This window comes from Pseudomonas abieticivorans (genome assembly GCF_023509015.1).
GTDB classification, from domain to species: domain Bacteria; phylum Pseudomonadota; class Gammaproteobacteria; order Pseudomonadales; family Pseudomonadaceae; genus Aquipseudomonas; species Aquipseudomonas abieticivorans.
The window spans coordinates 4022263-4042026 of record NZ_CP094975.1 but is presented as its reverse complement, the minus strand read 5'-3'; the positions used below and the strand labels follow the sequence as shown (position 1 = coordinate 4042026).

Below are 19764 nucleotides of genomic sequence, written 5' to 3'. Positions count from 1 at the left end.
TCATGGACGTGCCCTCCGCGTGATGGATGTCCTATAGGTATATCACCTATTACAGAACAGCCATCGCCTGCGAGCCTTGCACGATGAATTCCCGATAGCCGGACATGATCACGTACACCGCGAAGTAACAGAAGATCGCCGCCGAGGCCATGTACGAGTATTTCAGCAGGCGATTGCCCAGCAACTTGCCGCCTTGGCTGGCCGCCGTGCAAATGAACACGCACCACAGCACCCCGGCGCAAAAGAACCCGGCCAGGAACAACCCCGCGCTCATCCCGCCGCCGCCACCGGAACGCGAAATCAGCGTGCCGCCCACTGCCGCGAACCACAGGATCGCCGTGGGCGAAGACACCGCCAGGAAAACCCCACGGCCAAATTCCTTCAACCCCGAATTGGCCACCACCTCGCCGGATACGGGCAGCCCAGTACTGGGGTGCAGCGCCGTCAGAATCATCTTCAGCGCAAAATACACCAGCAGCACCGACCCACCAATCCACAACACCCAGCGCACCCACTCGTACTGCAACAGCACGGTCATGCCCGCCAGCGCCAGGATGGCGTAGAACAAATCCCCAAAACAGGTGCCCAGGCCCAGCCAGAAACCCTGCAGGTAACCGCGCTGCATGGCCAGGGTGATCATGGCGATGTTGGCCACGCCAATGTCCAGGCACAACGACAGGCTCAGTAAAAAACCACTGGTGAACTGCATGCAAAAAACGTCCGCTGATCGAAAGTGGCGCTATTAAGCCAGAAGCGGGGGGTGGGGGTATTGGAAGAAATTGCGCTTGGGCACAGGTTCTGCAACAGCAAATATATCGCGCTGCATCATATATCGCGTCACGATGTACAGGTTCGACAAACCCCTAACTGATATGCACCCAATTGATATCAGATAGTCCGCCACCCGGGCTTTATTAATAGCCCACCCCCTCATAGGATGGACTGCATCACTCCCCCTCGAGTACTGCCCCCATGAACGACGCGCTCCAGACGCTGGGTATCGGCACCCCGATCATCCAGGCCCCCATGGCGGGCACGGCAACACCGGCCATGGCTGCAGGCGTCAGCAATGCCGGTGGCCTGGGCTCCATTTCGATTGCGGCGGTGAACGCCGAAGCAGGCCGCGCGATGATTGGCGAGTTGCGCAGCCTGACCGACGCGCCGTTTAACGTGAACGTGTTTTGCCAGGTGCCGTCCACGCCCAACGCCGCCATCGAGCAGGCTTGGCTCAAGCACCTGCACCCCTGGTTCGCCGAACTCGGCGCTGCCACGCCCGGCTCCCTCCACGACATTTACTCAAGCCTGTACAACGACGAGGCGCAATTGCAGGTACTGCTGCAAGAACGCCCCGCCGTGGTCAGCCTGCACTTGGGGTTGCCGCCACAAGCGTGCATCGACGCCCTCAAGGCGGCCGGCATCGTACTGCTCGCTTCGGCCACCTCCCTTGAAGAGGGCTTGCGGGTCCAGGCAGCCGGGATCGACATGGTGGTGGCGCAAGGCTTCGAGGCAGGCGGCCACCGCGGGATTTTCGACACCCAGGCGGTGGATCAGCAATTGACCACCCATCAATTGGTCAGCCTATTGGTGCAACACCTGGATGTTCCGGTGATCGCCGCTGGTGGCCTGATGGACGGCCAGGACGTGGCCGGCGTGCTCGCCCTGGGCGCTTGCGCCGCGCAATTGGGCACTGCGTTCGTGCTGTGCCCGGAGTCTGCCGCCAACGCCGGCTACCGGCAGATGCTCGCCAGCCCAAGGGCCTCTGAAACGCGCCTTACCACGGTGATTTCCGGGCGCCCAGCGCGGGGCATCGTCAATCGCTTTATCCAGGAAGTCGGCGCACCAGGCCACCCACCGGTGCCAGGTTTTGGCATTGCCTACAACGCCGGCAAAAAGCTGATCGAGGCGGCCAGCAAGGCCGGCACCCCCGAGTTCGCCGCGCACTGGGCCGGCACCGGAGCGACTCGCGCGCGCAGCTTGCCGGCCGGCGAACTTGTGCAGGTGCTGCACGACGAATACCTGGCCGCGAGGTCTACTCTGTGAAGCGATAACCACTAAAAAGGGGTTTCACATGAGCAAGGATTCGACACTGGGCATGCGCACGCTGGCGGTGCATGCCGGGCAAACACCCGACCCGACCACGGGCGCCGTGGCCACCCCCATCAGCACCGCCTCGGCCTACTCCTACGGCGACTTCGATAACGGCGAGCGGCGCTTCTGCGGCGAAAGCCCGGGATACGTCTACAGCCGTTTCGCCAACCCCACGGTCGCCGTTTTCGAAGCCAAGATGGCTGCCCTGGAAGGTGGCGAGAGCGCGGTGGGCTTTACCAGCGGCATGTCGGCAATCTGCTCGACGGTCATGGCCCTGGTGTCGGCCGGTGATGAGGTGATCCACGTGGGCACCCTATATGGCGGCACCGAAGGGGTCATGCGCAACCTGTTGCCACGCTTCGGCGTGCGCTCATTGCACGTGGCCACCGCCGCCCAATTGCAGGCCGCGATCACCCCCAACACCCGGCTGATATTCACCGAAACCCCGGACAACCCCATGCTCGGCATCGTCGACCTGCAGGCCGTGGCGCAGGTGGCCAAGGCGGCGAAGATCCTGACCGTGGCCGACAACACCTTTGCCACCCCCTGCCTCACCCGGCCGCTTGAATGGGGCATTGATGTGGTGGTGCATTCGGCCACCAAGTTCATCGGCGGCCACGGCGACGCCACAGGTGGCGTCGCCATTGGTAGCAAAGTTTTGATGGAAAAGGTCCGTACGGTAGGCCTCAAACAGTTCGGCGGTTGCCTGAGCCCGTTCGAGGCCATGATGTTGATCCGCGGGTTGAAGACGCTGCCGTTGCGCGTCGAAGCGGCCTCGATCAGTGCCGAACGCATCGCCCGGTTGCTGGCGGCGCACCCGGCCATCGACCGGGTGTTTTACCCAGGCCTTGAAAGCCACGCCGGCCATGCCGTCGCCAAACGCCAGATGAGTCGCTTTGGCGGCTTGATGTCGTTCGAGCTCAAGGGCGGGCGGGCAGCGGCCCGAACTTTCCTGGACCGCTTGGCCTTGGTCACTCAGGCCGTATCACTGGGCGACACCGATTCGCTGGCCTGCCACCCCGCCTCCACCACCCACAGCGCCGTGGCCGCAGACATTCGTTTGCAGTACGGCGTAACCGAGGGTTTGGTGCGCTTGAGCGTGGGGATCGAAGACGTGCAAGACCTGGAAAACGATATCCGCCAGGCATTGGCGGCTATCGTTTAGCAGGCTTCAGACGCGGCCGCTGTCGGCGCGTTGCAGCAAGTTCCAGGCAAAGCCTGCCAGCCAGATCAGCTCGGCAAAATAGTTGATGCGCTGGTAGGCACCAAAGCCCACGTCACCTTTGGTGGCCGCGAACATCAGCGGCATCGCCGTAACGGCTACCAGCGTACACACGATGGAGAAAAAGCCGAACCCGCGCCAGCCGTCACGGCGCACACCCACGAACATCCAGATCGTACTGGCCGCCAGCAGGCTGAGCAGCATGACCAGGCCGGACAGGTTGTGGATATTCTGCGAAACAGAAGGAATCGATGGCGCGCAACCCGCGTCACACGAGAACAACCCGGTGCTCAGGCTGCCCAGGCCGTGAAGGATAATCAGCAGGCCGCTCAAGCGCACCCAACCGCCTTGCTTGAAGGTCAACACCACGCCCAGGCCAAAGGCGATGAACAACAAACCCAACGGGAAGTTGTTAATCAATGGCGACAACACATGAACGGGGGAATCGACCGCGCCGAGCACACTCATGGCATGGTTGATTTGACTGTAACCGGGGTAATAACTGCTGGCGATAATCAACCCCAGCAATAGCCATATCGGGGTAATCAACCCTGCCCAGTACAATGGTTTTAACGTGCTTGCCTTCAACGGTTTCACTCCTGGCCTATGGACGGCGACGGCCGACCTTACTACAGGGAGCGAATCGGGTCACGATGAAAGCGCGTGGCCGATGCGCACACCTACCGCTTGAAGGGTGTGCGAAGGCCCGCAGGGCTTAGCTCTGGCTGCACCCGTTACCCATCACTTTGTATTCGATGGTGTGGCGCTGACCCTGGTGGTCTTCGTAAGTCATGGTCGCCGGCACCACTTCACAGACATTGGGCACGGTTGACATGTCGATGACCTTGGCAATATCCAAGTGGGTAGAATAAGTGTATTCCTGAACAGCCGATTTGTTGGAACTTTCCACGCTGGCCGCTGCCGCAAAAGTGGAAACACCCATCAACGCAAGTGCAATTAAACTTTTCATTTTGAGGAAGGCCTTTAAAGCAATCTCGGTGATTGACTTCATTTGCCGGTGCTGGCTGGAAGAAGTTGTTACGCAGACTTAACAGTTAGGCGTAACACGAAGTACCTGTCCCGCCGTTATTGCGTGGGGACAGGTATATATTACAACCTGCGGATAAATATTAAAGATCAAACACGGACATGCACTGTTGTAAAAACCGTAACAATACCTAGACCTGTGTGCCATTCACCGCGCTGGCGAGCGCATCGCGGCACTCGCCCAGCGCCTGCTTGATGAACTCATGCTGGGCCTTGATCCGCCAGGCCGGCCCCACCAGCGAGATGGCATAGGCCCCCTGCTCGGTGTACAAACCGGTTGCCACGGCGCCGACGCCGACCATGTGCTCCTCGCGGTCGTAGGCGAAGCCTTCAGCGCGCACCTGCTGCAGTTCCTGCAACAACTGCGGCAGGGTCAACGTATTGGGCGTGAGCGGCTCGACCAAGCCTTCGAGCAGTTGCGCCACGGCTTCATTGGACTGGCGTGCCAACAGCACCTTGCCCCCGGAAGAGGCAAACACCCTGAGGAAGTTGCCGGTGCTGGGCGCCACGCGCAATTCCTGGGTCGACACCACCGAGTGCAGAATCAGCAAGTCGCTGCCGCCACCGTAATACAGCACCGCGGTCTCGCCGCTGCGCCGGGACAAGTCTTCCAGATAAGGCCGGGCCATTTGCGAAAAGTCGACATGGCTGTGCGCGGCCAGGCGCATCAAGGCCGGGCCCAGGCGCACGCCACCGGCGCCGCGCACTTCCAGCAACTGCTCCAGCGCCAGTGCATCGACCAGGCGCTGCACCGTCGAGCGGGGCAGTTCAATGCGCTTGGCGATGGCTCCTAGACTCAACCCCGCAGGCTCGCTCTCCAGGCAGCGCAGAATGGCGGCCGCTCGGGAGATGACCTGTATACCGCTTCGGTCGGATTCTGAAATCATACGATTGCCTCATGTATCACTGGACAGTACACTGTACCGATTATGCCATTCATTGCGCTGCGGCGCTTGGGATATTTCGTGTCTGCTCCCCCTGCTCCCCCACCCAGCCCGGCCCCCTTCGGTTGGCGGCTGGCCCTCGGCCTGGTCGGCGTGCTGATCGCTGCCCTGACCTCGGGCATCAATGATCGCGTCACCGACATCGCCCTGCCAGACCTGCTGGGGGTATTCGGGCTGGGCCATGACGAAGGCACCTGGATCACCTCGGCCTACAGCGCGGCTGAAGTCGCGACCATGTTGATCGCGCCCTGGCTGGCGGTGACCTTCTCGTTGCGACGCTTTGCAATCGTCGTGACATTGCTCTTTAGCCTGTGCGGCGCACTGTGCCCGTTTGCGCCCAACCTGGAAAGCCTGCTGGCCTTGCGTGTGCTTCAAGGCATGGCCGGCGGCTGCCTGCCACCGTTGCTGATGACCGTGGCGCTGCGCTTTTTGCCTTGGCACATCAAGCTGTACGGGCTGTCGGCCTATGCCCTGACGGCAACCTTCGGGCCCAACCTGGCCATGCCGCTGACCGCCCTGTGGACCGAGGGCTCGGATTGGAAGCTGGTGTTCTGGCAGATCATTCCTGCGGGGCTTATGGGCGCCGCGTTGATTGCCTTCGGCCTGCCCCAGGATCCGCTGCGCCTGGAGCGCTTCAGGCAACTGGACTGGCGCGGCATGCTGCTGGGCTGCGGTGGCATCGCCATGCTGGTCATCGCGCTCACCCAAGGCGAGCGCCTGGATTGGTTGGAGTCGCCGCTGATTTGCGTGTTGCTGCTGGGCGCGGGCGTGACCTTGCCATTGTTTCTGATCAACGAATGGTTCCACCCGCTGCCGCTGTTCAAGCTGCAATTGCTGGAGCGGCGCAACTTTGCTTTCGGTATCACCACCCTCACCCTGTTCATGTTCGTGAGCCTGGCCGGCAGTGCCATCCCTGCCGCCTACCTGACGGGCGTGCAGGGCTACCGGCCGTTGCAAACCATGCCGATCGCCCTGTGCATCGCCCTGCCGCAACTGATTCTGGCGCCCATGGTGGCCTGGGTGATCAACCGCAATTGGGTGGATGCTCGCTACGTAATCGCTGCCGGGCTGGGCCTGTTGAGCCTGGCCTGCCTGGGCGGTTCGCTGCTGACCGGCGAGTGGGTTCGCGAGGATTTCTATGCCTTGCAAGCCCTGCACGCCATCGGCCAACCGATGGTGGTGGTGCCGCTGTTGATGCTCGCCACCGGGGTGATTCACCCGATGGAAGGCCCGTTCGCCTCCTCTATGGTGAACACCCTGCGCGCGCTGTTCTCGGTGATTGCCGGCAGCGTGCTGGAAAACTTCATTACCGCCCGCGAACACTTTCATTCCAACACCCTGCTCGACCAGTTGGGCAAAAGGGCCCAAGGCTTGAGCCCCGAAACACTCGTCGGCATTGCCGGGCGCGTGCGCGGGCAAGCCTACGTGCTGACCTTCAGTGATGCCTTCATAGGCTTGCTGGCAGTGATTGCGGTGCTGTTGATCGTGCTGCTGACCTTGCCCAAGCGGGCTTACCCACCGCAACCTCCGGTATCGCCATGAACCATAGAACCGCTGTCTCCCTCGCCGTCGTCGCCGTCGTTTTGTGTGCTGCCTATGGTGGCTACCGCTTGCTGGGCCACAGCTCGGTGCAAAGCACCGACGACGCCTACGTCACCGCCGATTCAGTGCGGGTATCGGCCCGGGTTTCCGGGCAAGTGACCGCCGTGGCGGTGCAAGACAACCAGTCGGTCAAGGCCGGGCAACTGCTGGCGCAACTGGACGACCGCGATTACCTGGCCACCCAGGCCGCCGCCACGGCGAACGTCAACGCCGCGCAGGCGCAACTGAAAAACCTGGCCGCCGGCATCGAGCGCCAGGGCGCCGAGATCGACCAGGCCAGCGCGCGTATCCGTTCCACCGCCGCCTCCCTGAAGTTCGCCGAGGCCAACGCCCAGCGTTACCGCAACCTGTCCAACAATGGCGCCGGTACTCAGGAAGAGCGGCAAAAAGCCGAGTCCGAGCTGCTGGGCTGGCAAGCATCCCGTGACCGCGACGATGCCGCCAAGGTCGGGGCGCAAAAGAGCCTGGACGTACTCAAGGCCCAGCGTGAAGTGGCCCAGGCTACCCTGGCCAAAGAGCAAGCGGCGCTGCAACAGGCCGACCTGAACGTGTCCTACACCCGCATCCTTGCGCCCGCAGACGGCATGGTCGGCCAGCGCTCGGTGCGCACCGGCGCCTATGTCACCCCAGGCATGCCCTTGCTGGCCCTGGTGCCCTTGCATGATGCCTACGTGGTCGCCAACTTTCGCGAAACCCAATTGGCACACATGGCCTTGCAGCAACCGGTGCAAGTGCGTGTCGACAGCTTCCCGGACAAGGTCTTCAAGGGCCACCTGGACAGCGTCGCCCCGGCCACGGGCCTGGCCTTCTCGGCCATCGCCCCGGACAACGCCACCGGCAACTTCACCAAGGTGGTGCAGCGCATCCCGGTGAAGATCGTCTTCGAACCCGACCAGCCTGGCCTGGATCATTTGCGCGTGGGCATGTCGGTCATCGCCCGTGTCGACACCGCCCGGGAGCAACACTGAGATGAAACGCGCGGCACTTTTGCTCACCCTGGCCAGCCTTGGCGCCTGCAGCGTGGGCCCCGATTTTCAGAAACCCCAGCCGGCCCTGCCGGCCCACTGGGGCCCGGCCACCCGCAGCGCGGCCGTCGACCGCCAGTGGTGGCAGCAATTGGGCGACGCCCAGTTGACCGCCTTGGTGGAGCGCGCCGCCGAAGCCAACCTTGACGTACGCACCGCCGCCAACCGCTTGGAGCAAAGCCGTATCGCCCGCCAGGTCAGCGGCAGCCAGCAATTGCCCGGCGTGAGCCTGGGCGGCAGTTACCAGCGTGAACGCAACAGCGCCGTCGGCCTGCTGGATGCCTCCAACCGCAGCGGCAAATCGTCGTTCGACCTGTGGAGCAGCGCCGTCGACGCCAGTTGGGAAGTCGACCTGTGGGGCCATGTGCACCGCAGTCTCGAAGTGGCTGATGCCGAGGTCGACCTGAGCCGGGCGCAGCGCGATGGCGTGCTGCTGAGCATCAGCGCCGAAACCGCCGCCGACTACCTCAAGCTGCGGGGCGTGCAGGCGCAGATCGCCGTGGCCCGGCAGAACCTGGACATTGCCCGGCACAGCCAACAGCTGACCCAGACGCGCTTCGAGAACGGCGTGACCACCAACCTGGACACTGCCAACTCGGCCGCGTTGGTGGCCACCATCGAGGCGCGCCTACCGATGCTGCAGGCCGAGCAGGCGCGGTTTATCAACGCCCTGAGCTTCTTGCTCGGTGCTGCCCCCGGCGCCTTGAACGACGAATTGCACGAGCCCAAGCCCATTCCAAACCCGGCCCCCGACGTGCCCCTGGGCCTACCCTCGGAACTGGCGCAACGGCGCCCCGACATCCAGCAAAGCGAGGCCGCCCTGCACCGTGCCACCGCCGCCATCGGCGTGGCCAAGGCCGATTTTTACCCGCGGGTCAGCCTGGGCGCCAGCTTCGGGTTCCAGGCCATTGACGGCTCGGACCTGGGCGCCTGGAACTCGCGCCAATGGAACTACGGCCCCAGCCTGTACTTGCCGATCTTCCAGGGCGGCCGCCTGACCGGCACCCTGCAGCTGCGTGAACATCAGCAACAGGAAGCCGCGCTCAACTATCAGAAAGTGGTGCTGGGCGCTTGGCATGAAGTGGACAACGCGCTCACCGACTACAGCGCCGAGCAGCAGCACCATGCGGCCCTGAGCGAGGCGGTACGGCAAAACGAATTGGCCCTGACCACCGCCCGGGAACGCTACCGGGGCGGCGCCATCGATTTCATCAACGTACTGGGCGTGCAGCGCTCGCTGCTGGAAACCCAGAGCGCCCTGGTGGACAGCAGCACCCAGGCCGCCCTCGACCGGGTGCTGCTGTATCGCGCCCTGGGCGGCGGTTGGCCGCAATGAACATCGGCCCGCTGGATGAACCCCAGCGCCCGCTGCTGGCCAAGTTCTACAAAGCCCATCGCTCGGCCATGCGCGCACCCGCCCAAGCGCAGCCGTGGGTGGCTCGCGCGCCGCACATTATTGGCGGCCTGTGCCTGACGCCGGTGGCCGACGGCGCTTGGCTGACCGGGCTATTGGTCGATCCGGCCTGCCGCGGGCAGGGCGTTGCCAGCCAATTGATCGGGCAGGCCCTGGCGCAACAGGCCGGTGCCGTGTGGCTGTTCTGCCACCCGGACCTCATGAGCTTTTACGCCCGATCAGGCTTTGCCGAAACCGGCCGGCTGCCACCACCACTGGCCGACCGCCTGGCCCGCTACCAGCGCAGCAAACCGTTGCTGGCCATGGTGCGCTTAGAACCGCCAGCAAGGTCGACCGAACAAAAAGTGTGATCGCCAGGATTGCCCTGCGTGCTAGTGTCCAGAGCAGTCTGAACACATCAAGGATCGGTATGAAATTCACTTCAATGGCCGCCCTGGCCTTTGCAGCACTGGCACTGCCGCAGGCCCAGGCGGCCTCCTCCGACATCGCTGCGCACACCTGGGACCAGGTGCTGCAGGGCAGCTGGCGCGCACCGGAAAACAGCGTGCGCGATACCTACCGTCACCCGCGCGAAACCCTGACCTTCTTCGGTTTGAAGGCCAACCAGAAAGTCATCGAGATCACCCCGGGCGGTGGCTGGTACAGCGAAGTGCTGGCCCCGTTGCTCAAGGACCATGGCCAGTACATCGCCGCCCTGCAGGCACCGGCCAGTGGCGATTACTTTAAAAAGGCCGCCGCCGGGCTCAAACAGAAGTTCGCCGCCGACCCTGCACACTACGCCAAGGCCACTTCGGTGGAATTCGACCCCAAGGCCCCACGCTTCGGCGCGCCCAATTCGGTCGACAGCGTGCTCACCTTCCGCAACGTACATAACTGGGTGATGGCCGACACGGCACCGGCCATGTTCAAGGGCTTCTACAGCGTGCTCAAGCACGGCGGCACCCTGGGCGTTGTGGACCATCGTGGCAAGCCGGGTGAATCGGTGGATGAGATCAAGCAAAGCGGCTACCTGCCCACCGACTACGTGATCAAATTGGCCACTGATGCCGGCTTCAAACTGGCCGGGCAAAGTGAGGTGAACGCCAACGCCCGGGACACCAAGGATTACCCGCAAGGGGTGTGGACCCTGCCGCCCGTGTTGCGCGAAGGCGACAAGGACCGCGCCAAATACGTGGCGATCGGCGAATCGGACCGCATGACCTTGCGGTTCGTCAAACCGTGAGGGCGTAGCGCCTGGTTCGCGGTGTCTGGGAAAGCCTCACTGTAATTCAGACGATAGGAGCGGATTTATCCGCGAAGAAAGCGGCGCGGTGTGTCTGATGCTCTGCAGTATGGCTTTCGCGGATTAATCCGCTCCTACGGGGTGATGGGTATGCCTGGGGGTAACTTATCAACCGAAGCCCCACCACCGCTTTCCCTGACCCAACGCAATCAACCCACAAATCCGCTGCGCTACACTCCCTGCGTTCACTTCAAGGAGCGTCGCCATGGGCACCATTGTGTTCAGCAGCCAACACTACGACCAAGACAGCTTCACCTCGGCCAATACCCAAGGTGTCGAGCTGCACTTCCAACCGGCCCGCCTGACGCTGGACACCGCGCCGCTTGCCAAAGGCCATGAAGTGGTCTGCGCCTTCATCAATGACGACCTTGGCACCCAGGTGCTGGAAGTATTGGCCGCCGGCGGCACACGGCTGATAGCCCTACGCTCGGCCGGCTTCAACCATGTCGACCTGCCCACCGCCAAGCGCCTGGGCCTGAGCGTGGTGCGGGTGCCGGCCTACTCGCCCCACGCCGTGGCCGAGCACGCGGTGGCGCTGATCATGGCGCTGAACCGCTGCACCCACCGCGCCTACAACCGCACCCGCGATGGCGACTTCACCCTGCACGGGCTGACGGGCTTTGACCTGGTCAACAAGACCGTGGGCGTGGTCGGCACCGGGCAGATCGGCGCCACCTTCGCCAAGATCATGCAAGGCTTCGGTTGCCAGTTGCTGGCCCACGACCCCTACCCCAACCCGCAGGTGCAGGCACTGGGCGCGCGCTACCTGCCGCTGGATGAACTGCTGCAACAGGCGCAGATCATCAGCCTGCACTGCCCATTGACCGAAGGCACCCGGCACCTGATCAACCGCCAGTCCCTGGCGCACATGCAGCGCGGCGCCATGCTGATCAATACCGGGCGCGGCGCCCTGGTCGACACGCCGGCCTTGATCGATGCGCTCAAGGTCGGCCAACTGGGCTACCTGGGGCTGGACGTGTACGAAGAAGAGGCCCAGCTGTTTTTCGAAGACCGCTCCGACCTGCCGCTGCAGGATGACGTGCTGGCACGGCTGCTGACCTTCCCCAACGTGATCGTCACCGCCCACCAGGCCTTCCTCACCCGCGAAGCCTTGGCCGCCATCGCCGAGACCACCTTGGGCAATATTTCCGACTGGGCGCACGGCCGCCCGCGCAATCTGGTCGAGGCTTGAGCGCCGGGCGTGCTAGCATGCCGCGCAGATTTGGAGGACCCATGGTCGAACACGATTTTCGCTACAGCCTGCTTAACCCGCACCACACCCTGATCGAATGCCGCGCCCTGGCGCCGGGTCGTTATCAGGTCACCGGCAACGGTGGCTCCATCCACAACGACGACGTGTTGCTGGTCACGCTCAAAGGCAGCAAGGACTTGTCCATGCGCCTGACCGTGGAAAAAGTACGCCACTTGATCAACCCGCCCGGGCAATGGGTAGCTGTGTCGCGCGGCCCGGTGTTCGGCGAGTTGGCCATCCACCAGTGGAAAGTGCAGTGCAACAGCTGCAACAAGGAAATGGAGTTTGAGTTCGCGGTGGATGCAAAACTCGGCACCAAGGCACAAAAGCCGGCCGCCGCCGCACGCATTGCCGAACTGGGCTGGGCCAGCCAGGGCGACAAGCACCTGTGCCGTCAATGCCAGGGGGCCAAGCCGTGAGATGCGTCCTGCTGTTGGCCGCCGTGGGCGGCGCCTTGGCGTTGGCTGGCTGCGCCGACAAACCACCGCGCCTGAAGCCTGAGCGCAGCTATGTGCTGGAGTGGATCGGTGATCGCCCGCTGATCGACAACAGCCACGTGACCCTGACCCTGGGTGACGACGGCCGCGCCTATGGCAACGCCGGCTGCAACCACTGGTTCGCGCCGTACACGCTGCACCACCACACCCTGACCTTCGGCGAAGTGGGGCACACGCGCAAACTTTGTGCGCCGGCCTTGATGGAACAGGAAAACCGCTTTGTAGCGGCCCTGGAAACCGTCAAGCGCTGGGACGTGTCGCCTACCCAGCAGATCCGCCTGTGGCCCGAACAGGGCGAACCGCTGCGGCTCTGGCCAGAAGAAGAGTAAGCGGTCAAGCCAGGCTCGCCGCGGCAGCTGCCGCTTCGCGAGCCTGGGCGTCGGCCAGGCGGTACAACTCGATCGTGCCGTCCCAATGCTCGATCAGTGCCGTGCAAGACTCCACCCAGTCGCCGCAATTGAGGTACTCCACCTCCCCCACCCGGCGAATCTCGGCGTGGTGAATGTGCCCGCACACCACCCCATGAAAACCGCGCTTCACGCATTCGTGAGCAATGGCCTCTTCAAAGTCACTGATAAAACTCACCGCCGTCTTGACCTTGTGCTTGAGGTACGCCGACAGCGACCAGTAGCCATAGCCATAGCGCGCCCGCCAGTGATTGAGCCAACGGTTCAGCGTGAGCGTGAACTCGTAGGCCGAATCGCCCAGGAACGCCAGCCAACGGTGATAGCGGGTGATCACATCGAACTGATCACCATGGATCACCAACAAGCGACGACCATCGGCGGTCAGGTGCTCGGCCTCGTCCACCAGTTGGATATTGCCCAGCACCAATTTGGAATAACGCCGTAGGAATTCGTCGTGGTTGCCGGTGACGTAGATCACCTCGGTGCCGCGCTTGCTCATGGTCAGCAGGCGGCGGATCACGTTGGTATGCGCCTGGGGCCAGTACATGCCGCCGCGCAGTTTCCAACCGTCGATGATGTCGCCCACCAAGTACACCTTGTCGGCGTGGTAGCCCTTGAGGAAGCGCGACAAGTGTTCGGCCTGGCAGTCCCGCGTGCCCAGGTGCACATCGGAAATCCACAGGGTTCGCACGCGTTGCTTGCGGCTGGGGCGAGCGTGTTCGGCGCTGGTCATCGGCATGTTCCCAGTAGGGTTTGCCAGAGCTTGGCGGCACGCAGTGAAAGCCATATGACGCTCGCGCGGCAATTCGATGACAACGCGCCAGGGTGTAGACTGCGCCACGGCCCGGCCATCAAAAGGACTGCAATGAACCACCGTACCGCACTTGGCGCCATTCACCTGGGCGCACTGTTGTTTGGCCTGAGCGGCGTGCTGGGCAAGCTGGCCATGGCCTCGGCAGTGGTCGTGGTGTTTGGCCGGGCCGTGTTTGCCGTGCTGGCGTTGGGCGTTTTCACCGGCGTCTCCGGCGCCTGGCAGCCGATGGCGCGCCGCGACGTTCGTCGGCTGGTAGTGGCCGGGGGCTTGCTGGCGGCCCACTGGGTCAGCTTTTTCATCGCCGTGAAAGTGGCCGGCGTGGCTGTGGCCACCCTGGGCTTTGCCAGCTTCCCGGCGTTCACGGTGATCCTGGAGGGCTTGGTGTTCCGCGAGCGGGTGCGCCGCCACGAACTGTTCATGGTGCTGCTGGTAAGCGTCGGGCTGGCGCTGGTCACCCCCGCCTTCGACCTGGCCAGCCAAGCCACCAACGGCCTGCTGTGGGCAGTGCTCTCTGGCCTGACCTTCGCCATGCTGTCGTTGCTCAACCGCGCCGGCAAAGGCGTGCCGGCGGTGCAGTCGGCGCTATGCCAGAACGCCGTGGTCGCCCTGTGCCTGCTGCCGTTCGCCATGCCACAGCTCGGTGCGGTGCGAGCCTTGGATTGGCTGTGGATCGGTTTGCTGGGCATCTTTTGCACGGGGCTTGCCCACAGCCTGTTCGTCGCCAGCCTGAAAGTGATCAAGGCGCGCACCGCGGCGGTGATCTTTGCGCTGGAGCCGGTGTATGGGATTGGCCTGGCGTGGCTGATCTTCAGCGAGACGCCGACAGCGCGGATGTTGCTGGGGGGAGTGTTGATTGTGCTGGCCATTGTTTTAGCCAGTTGGATAGCACCAGGGCCCCGCGCTAAACCCGATCGTTATGCCCCAGGTCACGCACCGGATCGATAAGGTCGCGCACCCGCTGCTTCAACACCTTGGCCTCTGGGAACCCGCCATCGGCCTTGCGCTCCCAAACCTGCACGCCATCGCAGGTGATGCGAAACGCCCCGCCCGTGGCCGGCTCCAGCGCCACGCGGGCGAGGTTGTCACTGAAGGTGCTCAACAGTTCCTGGGCCAGCCAGGCTGCGCGCAGCAGCCATTGGCACTGCGTGCAATAAGTGATGACAATTTCGGCTTTGGATTCGCTCATGGGCGCAGGGCTCGTCGAAGGGTACAGGGGCTTATAATACCCGCCTTTGTCGCTAGCCCGGATGCCGTCGATGCGCCGCTTCATCTCCTGCCTGTTGTTGATCCTCGTACCGCTGCTGGCCGAGGCTGTCGAAACACCCCGCCCCAAAATCGGCCTAGTCCTATCCGGTGGCGCAGCCCGTGGCCTGGCCCATATCGGTGTGCTCAAGGCGCTTGAAGAACAGGGCGTCCAGATCGACGCCATCGCCGGCACCAGCATGGGCGCGGTGATCGGTGGCCTTTACGCGTCCGGCTACAAGATCGATGAGCTGGAAAAGCTGGCCTTGAAGATCGACTGGCAGCAAGCCCTGTCCGATGCCCCGCCCCGGCGCGACGTGCCGTTTCGACGCAAGCAGGATGACCGCGACTTTTTGGTCAAACAGAAACTGAGCTTTCGCGACGACGGCAGCCTGGGCCTGCCGCTAGGCGTGATCCAAGGCCAGAACCTGGCACTGCTGCTGGAAAGTCTGCTGGCCCACACCAGCGACACCCGCGATTTCGACAAACTGCCCATCCCCTTTCGCGCCGTGGCCACCGACATTGCCAGCGGCGAAAAAGTGGTGTTCCGCCGTGGCCACCTGCCCCAGGTGATTCGCGCCAGCATGTCGATCCCGGCAGTGTTCGCCCCGGTGGAACTGGACGGCCGCCTGTTGGTGGACGGCGGCATGGTCGACAACATTCCCCTGGACGTGGCGCGCCAGATGGGCGTGGACATCGCCATCGTGGTCGACATCGGCACCCCCTTGCGCAATCGCAAGGACCTGACCACGGTGGTAGACGTGCTCAACCAGTCCATCACCCTGATGACCCGGCGCAACTCCGAAGAGCAACTGGCCGCGCTCAAACCCACCGATATCCTGATCCAGCCCTCGCTGGCAGCCTTTGGCGTGACCGACTTCGGCCGTGCCCAGGCCATGATCGACGCCGGCTACCGCGCCACTCGCGTGCTGGACGCGCGCCTGGCGGCCTTGCGCCCGGCGCAACCGCAAAGCAGCGAACTGGCCGTGGCCCGCTCACCCAGCCAGCGCACGCCGGTGATCACCGCGATCAAGGTGGAAAACGACTCCAAGGTCAGCGATGGGGTGATCCGTTATTACATACGCCAGCCCATCGGCCAGCCGCTGGACATGGGCCGCCTGCAAACCGACATGGGCACCCTGTACGGCCTGGATTTTTTTGAGCGCGTGCAATACCGCGTGGTGCACAAGGGCCAGGACAACACCCTGGTGATCAGCGCCCGGGGCAAGCGCAGCGGCACCGATTACCTGCGCCTGGGGCTTAACCTGTCCGATGACATGCGCGGCGACAGCGCCTTCAACCTGGGTGCCAGCTACCGGGTCAACGGCATCAACCGCCTGGGCGCCGAGTGGCTGACCCGGGCCCAGCTCGGCGACCAGCAAGAACTCTACAGCGAGTTCTACCAGCCCTTGGACGTGGGCTCGCGGTATTTCGTGGCGCCCTACCTGAGCCTGGAATCGCAGAACGTCGAAAGCATCCTCGACAACGACCCGGTGGCCGAATATCGATTGGAACGCTACGGTTTTGGCCTGAACCTGGGCCGGCAAATCGGCAACAGTGGCGAGGTGCGTTTCGGCATCGGCGAGGCCTGGGGCAAGGCCGACGTGCGCATCGGTGACCCCGACCTGCCCAGCGTCAGCTTCACCGAAGGCTTCTATGCGCTGAAGTACTCATTCGATACCTTCGACAACGTGTACTTCCCCCATGATGGCGAAGACATCAGCCTGAGCCTGCACCAGTACGACCCAAGCCTTGGGTCCGACCAGCGCTACCGGCAGTGGGAATTCAAACTGGACAAAGCCTTGAGCCAGGGCCCCAATACCTGGGTATTGGGCGGGCGCTATGGGCGCACCCTGGACACCGCCGAAGTGGTGACCTCAAGCTTTTTGATCGGTGGCGCTCGCCAATTGTCAGGCTTTCGCCAGGACTCCCTGGCCGGGCAGAACGTCAGCCTGATGCGCGCCGTGTACTACCGCCGCCTGACGCCGCGCTCCTACCTGCCGCTGGATTTCCCGCTGTACATCGGCGGCTCGCTTGAACGCGGTCGGGCCTGGAACAACGACAATGACTTTGACAGCGGCTACATCAATGCCGGCAGTATTTTCGTGGGTTTCGACACACCGCTGGGGCCGCTGAACTTCAGCTACGGGTTGAATGACAACAACGAGAAGGCGCTGTACCTGAACCTGGGGCAGACCTTCTAGCCTGCCCCGTGGCGATCACGCTCAGGCGATGCGTGCGAGCAACTGGCGTGCGGCGTGCTTGCACGACTCGTCGCCTTCGCGCAGCAATTCGTGCAGCAAGTCGGAGGCGCTTTTCAGGTCGCCCAGGTCGATGCAGCTTTGCGCCTGCTCAAGTTTTTCAGCAGACTCCTGCTGGCTGTCCAGGGCGTCAAAGTCGACAGTCAGGGCGTCCAGTTCCGGCAGGTCGGCATCGGCCACGAAGTTATCGAGGAACGCGTCGTCCAGGCCATCGATATCCTTGTCGCTGGCCTCATCAGCCTGCAAGAAGGTCTCGTCGCTGTCGGCGAAATCGCTGAGGAACTGCTCGTCGGGCATTTCGACCACCTCGGGCAGCTCCTTGAGGTTGGAGGCGAACGCCGCATCGACCATGCCGGGTTCATCGTCCAGATCCAGTTCGGGGGTCGACTTGCCACGTGTCGGCACGGCGGTTTCGAACGGGCTGACCAAATCCCAGTCGGCATCCATGGACAAGTCGTCCAGGTTCAATTGGAACTCGTCGAGGTGTTCGCCAGCGGCCTCTTGCGGCGCCGGTTCAGCGATTGCCGCGACCAAGGGCGCAGCGGCTGCCACCACCACCGGCGTGACCACCGCCAGCTTGGGGTAGCGGCCATGGATCTCATCGATGATCTGGGCGCTGTAGCCCATGCCCAGCAGTGCCTGGCGCTCGTGCTCGAAGCCTTCGACGTTACCCTGCATGCCCAGCACTTCCAGCTTGCGTACGCGCAAGTCGGTGCGCTCGGGCTCCTTGCCCAAGCCGTCGTCGAGAATGCCCAGGGCCTCGTTGAACCGACCGTAGGCGATGTAAATGCTCGCGCCATCCAGCGCGTCGGTGGTAGGCGAGGTTTCCCGGCGCACGGCCGAGGTGGCCAGGGACGCGGCCACCGACTGCGAGGCTTCGGCGGCCATGGCGCCCAGCACCGTGGCCGATGCCATGGGCGCTGAGGGTAAGTCGTCCTGCTCGGCCAGCCATTGTGCATTGGCCAGCGACTGTTGACGCTTGCGTCGCTGCAACAGCACCAATGCCACCAGCAAGGCAATTACCGCGGCGGCGGCGAGTACCTGCAACCAGGGGAAGTCGGAACCTTCATCGATGGGCTCAATTGCGATCGGAGCAGCTGGCGTCACCGCCGGCCTGGCTGGCGGCACTAGCGCAGCAGCAGGTGCCGGGGCCTTGTTGGCTGCCAGTTGGCTCTCAAGGTCCGCGACGTGCTTGTCCTTGTCGGCCACTTGGCTTTCCAGGCTTTGGAGGCGCGCTTGCAGGGCATCGAAGTCTTTTTGCAACTGCTGGTTTTCCAGCACGGTCGACGCCAGTTGTTCAGGGGCCGCTGGCGCTTGCTCGGGCACCGCCACTGGGGCCACCGCAGGCGCTGCAGCGCCACCCGGCAGCACTGCCGCGTCTGGCAACAACAGGCTCTGGCCCACCGCCAAGTGCACGGACTCGGGGTTCAGTGCACGAATCTCGCGCACCAACTGGTTCATCGGCACGGTGGTGCCGGCCGCCTGCAGGCGCTTGCCGATGGACCAGAGGTTGTCACCCTTGGCCACCACGTAGCGTTTGCCTTGGCTGGCTGCCGGCAACGGGCCAGCTGTCGCTGTCGCTGCCGCTGCCGCTGCCCGTGGGACTGGTGGATTGTCCTCGGTGGAGGTCGGCCCGGTGTTGGCCGCGACCCGCGCCGTGCCAAACGCAGGCGTCGGGAACGGCGCCGGGGCCAAGGCGGCGGTACCAGGCGGGTCGAGCAGCAGGGTGAACTCGCGCAGCAACTGGCCACCCGGGCGGTTTACCTGTACCAGGAAATTCAGGTAAGGCTCGGTGACCGCCTTGCTCGACACCACGTGAATCACTTTGCGCCCATCACGGAACATCGGCGTGAAGCGCAAGGTGTTGAGAAAGAAGATACGATCCACGCCGGCCCGGGCGAACTCGTCGGCACTGGCCAGGTTGGCCGTAAGGTCCGCTTCTTCAAGGCCTGCAGTGTCCACCAGTTCGATGTCGGCGTTCAGCGGCTGGCCCAGCGAGGAGTGCAAGGTGATATCACCCAGCCCCACGGCGCCGGCCAAGGTCGAACAGCCCAAGGCACCGATTGCCAGCAGCCGCGCCAGAGGTTTGTGCAAGGAAGATTGCGGGGTGCGCCTGAAACAGGCCATGAAACGCTCTAGCATGAGTATCCCTTGAAAAACCGGCATCCAATCACTCTGTTATAGCGGGCTTGGCGGCCTTTCTCAAAGGCCGGGGACACCACTTCAATCAGGACTTCTTTTCCAGGTTGGCAAGAATCTGGGTGTGCACGCGCATGGCAATGCGCATGTCCTCTTCTTCGATGCCCACGAACAGTTCGATCCGCAGTTGGTTGGCGATCGCCTCGATCTGCTCGATCAACGGCCGTGCCGGCGCGCACAGCAGAATTTTCTTGGCCCGGCGATCTTCCAGCACCGCCTGCCGCGCTACCAGCCCCTGAGACTCCAGGCTATCGAGCAAGCGTGCAAGCGTGGGGCCTTCGACACCCACGCTCTGGGCCAATTCACGCTGGGTGGGCGCCTCTTCGAAACGGGCCAGGTGCAACAACACCAGCCAGCGTGCCTGGGACAAGCCCAAGCCAGCCAAGCGACGGTCCAGTTCAGCTCTCCAGCCCCGCGACATGTGGGCCAGCTGCATTCCAAAGCGGTGTTGATCAGTCAACGGCATAA

The 19764-nt window shown here is 63.4% G+C and carries 20 protein-coding genes; 12 read left to right on the top strand and 8 right to left on the bottom strand.

Translation table 11 applies throughout. The features are described from left to right. Positions 1-49 precede the first annotated feature (49 nt). Complete coding sequence (locus L9B60_RS18570; RefSeq protein WP_249672201.1) at positions 50-709, bottom strand: LysE family translocator; 660 nt, start codon at positions 707-709, stop codon at positions 50-52. Between the two features lie 263 nt (positions 710-972). Here L9B60_RS18570 and L9B60_RS18565 point away from each other — a divergent pair, with 263 nt between their 5' ends. Together L9B60_RS18565 and L9B60_RS18560 are read left to right on the top strand one after the other, a co-directional pair. Further along, positions 973-2040 carry an NAD(P)H-dependent flavin oxidoreductase gene (locus L9B60_RS18565; protein WP_249672200.1) on the top strand — a complete coding sequence of 356 codons (1068 nt, stop codon included), beginning with the start codon at positions 973-975 and terminating at the stop codon, positions 2038-2040. 28 nt (positions 2041-2068) lie between these two features. Continuing rightward, the gene (locus L9B60_RS18560) at positions 2069-3253 is read left to right on the top strand and encodes a trans-sulfuration enzyme family protein (RefSeq protein ID WP_249672199.1); all 1185 of its coding nucleotides are present in this window, start codon (positions 2069-2071) and stop codon (positions 3251-3253) included. Between the two features lie 6 nt (positions 3254-3259). Here the strand turns inward: L9B60_RS18560 and L9B60_RS18555 are convergent, their stop codons facing one another. From L9B60_RS18555 to L9B60_RS18545, 3 genes are all read right to left on the bottom strand, one after another. Continuing rightward, positions 3260-3859: a DUF998 domain-containing protein gene (locus L9B60_RS18555; RefSeq protein WP_249672198.1), complete on the bottom strand. Its 600-nt coding sequence runs from the start codon at positions 3857-3859 to the stop codon at positions 3260-3262. Positions 3860-4025: 166 nt separating this feature from the next. Then, the gene (locus tag L9B60_RS18550) at positions 4026-4280 is read right to left on the bottom strand and encodes a DUF2790 domain-containing protein (protein WP_249679775.1); all 255 of its coding nucleotides are present in this window, start codon (positions 4278-4280) and stop codon (positions 4026-4028) included. A gap of 208 nt (positions 4281-4488) precedes the next feature. Then, a complete protein-coding gene (locus tag L9B60_RS18545; protein ID WP_249672197.1) occupies positions 4489-5244 on the bottom strand; it encodes an IclR family transcriptional regulator in 756 nt (251 codons plus the stop codon). A gap of 42 nt (positions 5245-5286) precedes the next feature. Here L9B60_RS18545 and L9B60_RS18540 point away from each other — a divergent pair, with 42 nt between their 5' ends. The 8 genes from L9B60_RS18540 to L9B60_RS18505 all read left to right on the top strand — a co-directional run bounded on the left by L9B60_RS18540 (position 5287) and on the right by L9B60_RS18505 (position 12702). Then, complete coding sequence (locus L9B60_RS18540; protein WP_438865991.1) at positions 5287-6843, top strand: MFS transporter; 1557 nt, start codon at positions 5287-5289, stop codon at positions 6841-6843. Continuing rightward, positions 6840-7871, top strand: a complete 1032-nt coding sequence (locus tag L9B60_RS18535) for an HlyD family secretion protein (RefSeq protein ID WP_249672195.1) — start codon at positions 6840-6842, stop codon at positions 7869-7871. The genes L9B60_RS18540 and L9B60_RS18535 overlap by 4 nt, the downstream gene beginning before the upstream one ends. A 1-nt stretch (position 7872) precedes the next feature. After that, complete coding sequence (locus tag L9B60_RS18530; RefSeq protein WP_249672194.1) at positions 7873-9264, top strand: efflux transporter outer membrane subunit; 1392 nt, start codon at positions 7873-7875, stop codon at positions 9262-9264. Next, positions 9261-9692 carry a GNAT family N-acetyltransferase gene (locus L9B60_RS18525; RefSeq protein WP_249672193.1) on the top strand — a complete coding sequence of 144 codons (432 nt, stop codon included), beginning with the start codon at positions 9261-9263 and terminating at the stop codon, positions 9690-9692. Before L9B60_RS18530 ends, L9B60_RS18525 begins: the two co-directional genes overlap by 4 nt. 59 nt (positions 9693-9751) lie before the next feature. Then, complete coding sequence (locus L9B60_RS18520) at positions 9752-10564, top strand: class I SAM-dependent methyltransferase (protein WP_249672192.1); 813 nt, start codon at positions 9752-9754, stop codon at positions 10562-10564. A 265-nt stretch (positions 10565-10829) separates the two neighbouring features. Continuing rightward, positions 10830-11816 (top strand): 2-hydroxyacid dehydrogenase, encoded by a 987-nt coding sequence (locus tag L9B60_RS18515; RefSeq protein ID WP_249672191.1) that lies wholly within the window; start codon positions 10830-10832, stop codon positions 11814-11816. A 41-nt stretch (positions 11817-11857) separates the two neighbouring features. After that, positions 11858-12295 (top strand): hypothetical protein, encoded by a 438-nt coding sequence (locus tag L9B60_RS18510; RefSeq protein ID WP_249672190.1) that lies wholly within the window; start codon positions 11858-11860, stop codon positions 12293-12295. Further along, on the top strand, positions 12274-12702 hold the full coding sequence (locus tag L9B60_RS18505) for an META domain-containing protein (protein WP_438865990.1): 429 nt from the start codon (positions 12274-12276) through the stop codon (positions 12700-12702). The genes L9B60_RS18510 and L9B60_RS18505 overlap by 22 nt, the downstream gene beginning before the upstream one ends. A gap of 4 nt (positions 12703-12706) precedes the next feature. Here L9B60_RS18505 and L9B60_RS18500 read toward each other — a convergent pair whose 3' ends face one another. Beyond that, the gene (locus tag L9B60_RS18500) at positions 12707-13513 is read right to left on the bottom strand and encodes a UDP-2,3-diacylglucosamine diphosphatase (RefSeq protein ID WP_249672188.1); all 807 of its coding nucleotides are present in this window, start codon (positions 13511-13513) and stop codon (positions 12707-12709) included. 132 nt (positions 13514-13645) lie between these two features. On the opposite strand from L9B60_RS18500, the gene L9B60_RS18495 reads away from it, so the two are divergent. After that, entirely contained in the window at positions 13646-14539 is an 894-nt protein-coding gene (locus tag L9B60_RS18495) for a DMT family transporter (RefSeq protein ID WP_249672187.1), read from the top strand. Here L9B60_RS18495 and L9B60_RS18490 read toward each other — a convergent pair. Continuing rightward, the gene (locus L9B60_RS18490) at positions 14496-14780 is read right to left on the bottom strand and encodes an Rdx family protein (protein ID WP_249672186.1); all 285 of its coding nucleotides are present in this window, start codon (positions 14778-14780) and stop codon (positions 14496-14498) included. The genes L9B60_RS18495 and L9B60_RS18490 overlap by 44 nt on opposite strands. Positions 14781-14850: 70 nt before the next feature. Here L9B60_RS18490 and L9B60_RS18485 point away from each other — a divergent pair, with 70 nt between their 5' ends. Next, positions 14851-17040 (top strand): patatin-like phospholipase family protein, encoded by a 2190-nt coding sequence (locus L9B60_RS18485; RefSeq protein ID WP_249672185.1) that lies wholly within the window; start codon positions 14851-14853, stop codon positions 17038-17040. A 21-nt stretch (positions 17041-17061) separates the two neighbouring features. On the opposite strand, the gene L9B60_RS18480 is transcribed toward L9B60_RS18485, so the two are convergent. Beyond that, entirely contained in the window at positions 17062-19239 is a 2178-nt protein-coding gene (locus L9B60_RS18480) for a FimV/HubP family polar landmark protein (protein ID WP_249672184.1), read from the bottom strand. An 85-nt stretch (positions 19240-19324) separates the two neighbouring features. Next, entirely contained in the window at positions 19325-19762 is a 438-nt protein-coding gene (locus L9B60_RS18475; protein ID WP_249672183.1) for a MarR family transcriptional regulator, read from the bottom strand. Between the last annotated feature and the right edge of the window lie 2 nt (positions 19763-19764).

What these genes read in the sequence shown, in the direction of transcription:
- L9B60_RS18495 (WP_249672187.1), top strand. Translation starts at nt 13,646, where the DNA reads ATGAACCACCGTACCGCACTTGGCGCCATTCACCTGGGCGCACTGTTG.
- L9B60_RS18490 (WP_249672186.1), bottom strand. Translation starts at nt 14,780, where the DNA reads ATGAGCGAATCCAAAGCCGAAATTGTCATCACTTATTGCACGCAGTGC.
- L9B60_RS18525 (WP_249672193.1), top strand. Translation starts at nt 9,261, where the DNA reads ATGAACATCGGCCCGCTGGATGAACCCCAGCGCCCGCTGCTGGCCAAG.
- L9B60_RS18550 (WP_249679775.1), bottom strand. Translation starts at nt 4,280, where the DNA reads ATGAAAAGTTTAATTGCACTTGCGTTGATGGGTGTTTCCACTTTTGCG.
- L9B60_RS18515 (WP_249672191.1), top strand. Translation starts at nt 10,830, where the DNA reads ATGGGCACCATTGTGTTCAGCAGCCAACACTACGACCAAGACAGCTTC.
- L9B60_RS18535 (WP_249672195.1), top strand. Translation starts at nt 6,840, where the DNA reads ATGAACCATAGAACCGCTGTCTCCCTCGCCGTCGTCGCCGTCGTTTTG.
- L9B60_RS18480 (WP_249672184.1), bottom strand. Translation starts at nt 19,239, where the DNA reads ATGCTAGAGCGTTTCATGGCCTGTTTCAGGCGCACCCCGCAATCTTCC.
- L9B60_RS18530 (WP_249672194.1), top strand. Translation starts at nt 7,873, where the DNA reads ATGAAACGCGCGGCACTTTTGCTCACCCTGGCCAGCCTTGGCGCCTGC.
- L9B60_RS18565 (WP_249672200.1), top strand. Translation starts at nt 973, where the DNA reads ATGAACGACGCGCTCCAGACGCTGGGTATCGGCACCCCGATCATCCAG.
- L9B60_RS18520 (WP_249672192.1), top strand. Translation starts at nt 9,752, where the DNA reads ATGAAATTCACTTCAATGGCCGCCCTGGCCTTTGCAGCACTGGCACTG.
- L9B60_RS18560 (WP_249672199.1), top strand. Translation starts at nt 2,069, where the DNA reads ATGAGCAAGGATTCGACACTGGGCATGCGCACGCTGGCGGTGCATGCC.
- L9B60_RS18540 (WP_438865991.1), top strand. Translation starts at nt 5,287, where the DNA reads ATGCCATTCATTGCGCTGCGGCGCTTGGGATATTTCGTGTCTGCTCCC.
- L9B60_RS18485 (WP_249672185.1), top strand. Translation starts at nt 14,851, where the DNA reads ATGCGCCGCTTCATCTCCTGCCTGTTGTTGATCCTCGTACCGCTGCTG.
- L9B60_RS18510 (WP_249672190.1), top strand. Translation starts at nt 11,858, where the DNA reads ATGGTCGAACACGATTTTCGCTACAGCCTGCTTAACCCGCACCACACC.
- L9B60_RS18475 (WP_249672183.1), bottom strand. Translation starts at nt 19,762, where the DNA reads ATGCCGTTGACTGATCAACACCGCTTTGGAATGCAGCTGGCCCACATG.
- L9B60_RS18545 (WP_249672197.1), bottom strand. Translation starts at nt 5,244, where the DNA reads ATGATTTCAGAATCCGACCGAAGCGGTATACAGGTCATCTCCCGAGCG.
- L9B60_RS18505 (WP_438865990.1), top strand. Translation starts at nt 12,274, where the DNA reads ATGCCAGGGGGCCAAGCCGTGAGATGCGTCCTGCTGTTGGCCGCCGTG.
- L9B60_RS18500 (WP_249672188.1), bottom strand. Translation starts at nt 13,513, where the DNA reads ATGACCAGCGCCGAACACGCTCGCCCCAGCCGCAAGCAACGCGTGCGA.
- L9B60_RS18570 (WP_249672201.1), bottom strand. Translation starts at nt 709, where the DNA reads ATGCAGTTCACCAGTGGTTTTTTACTGAGCCTGTCGTTGTGCCTGGAC.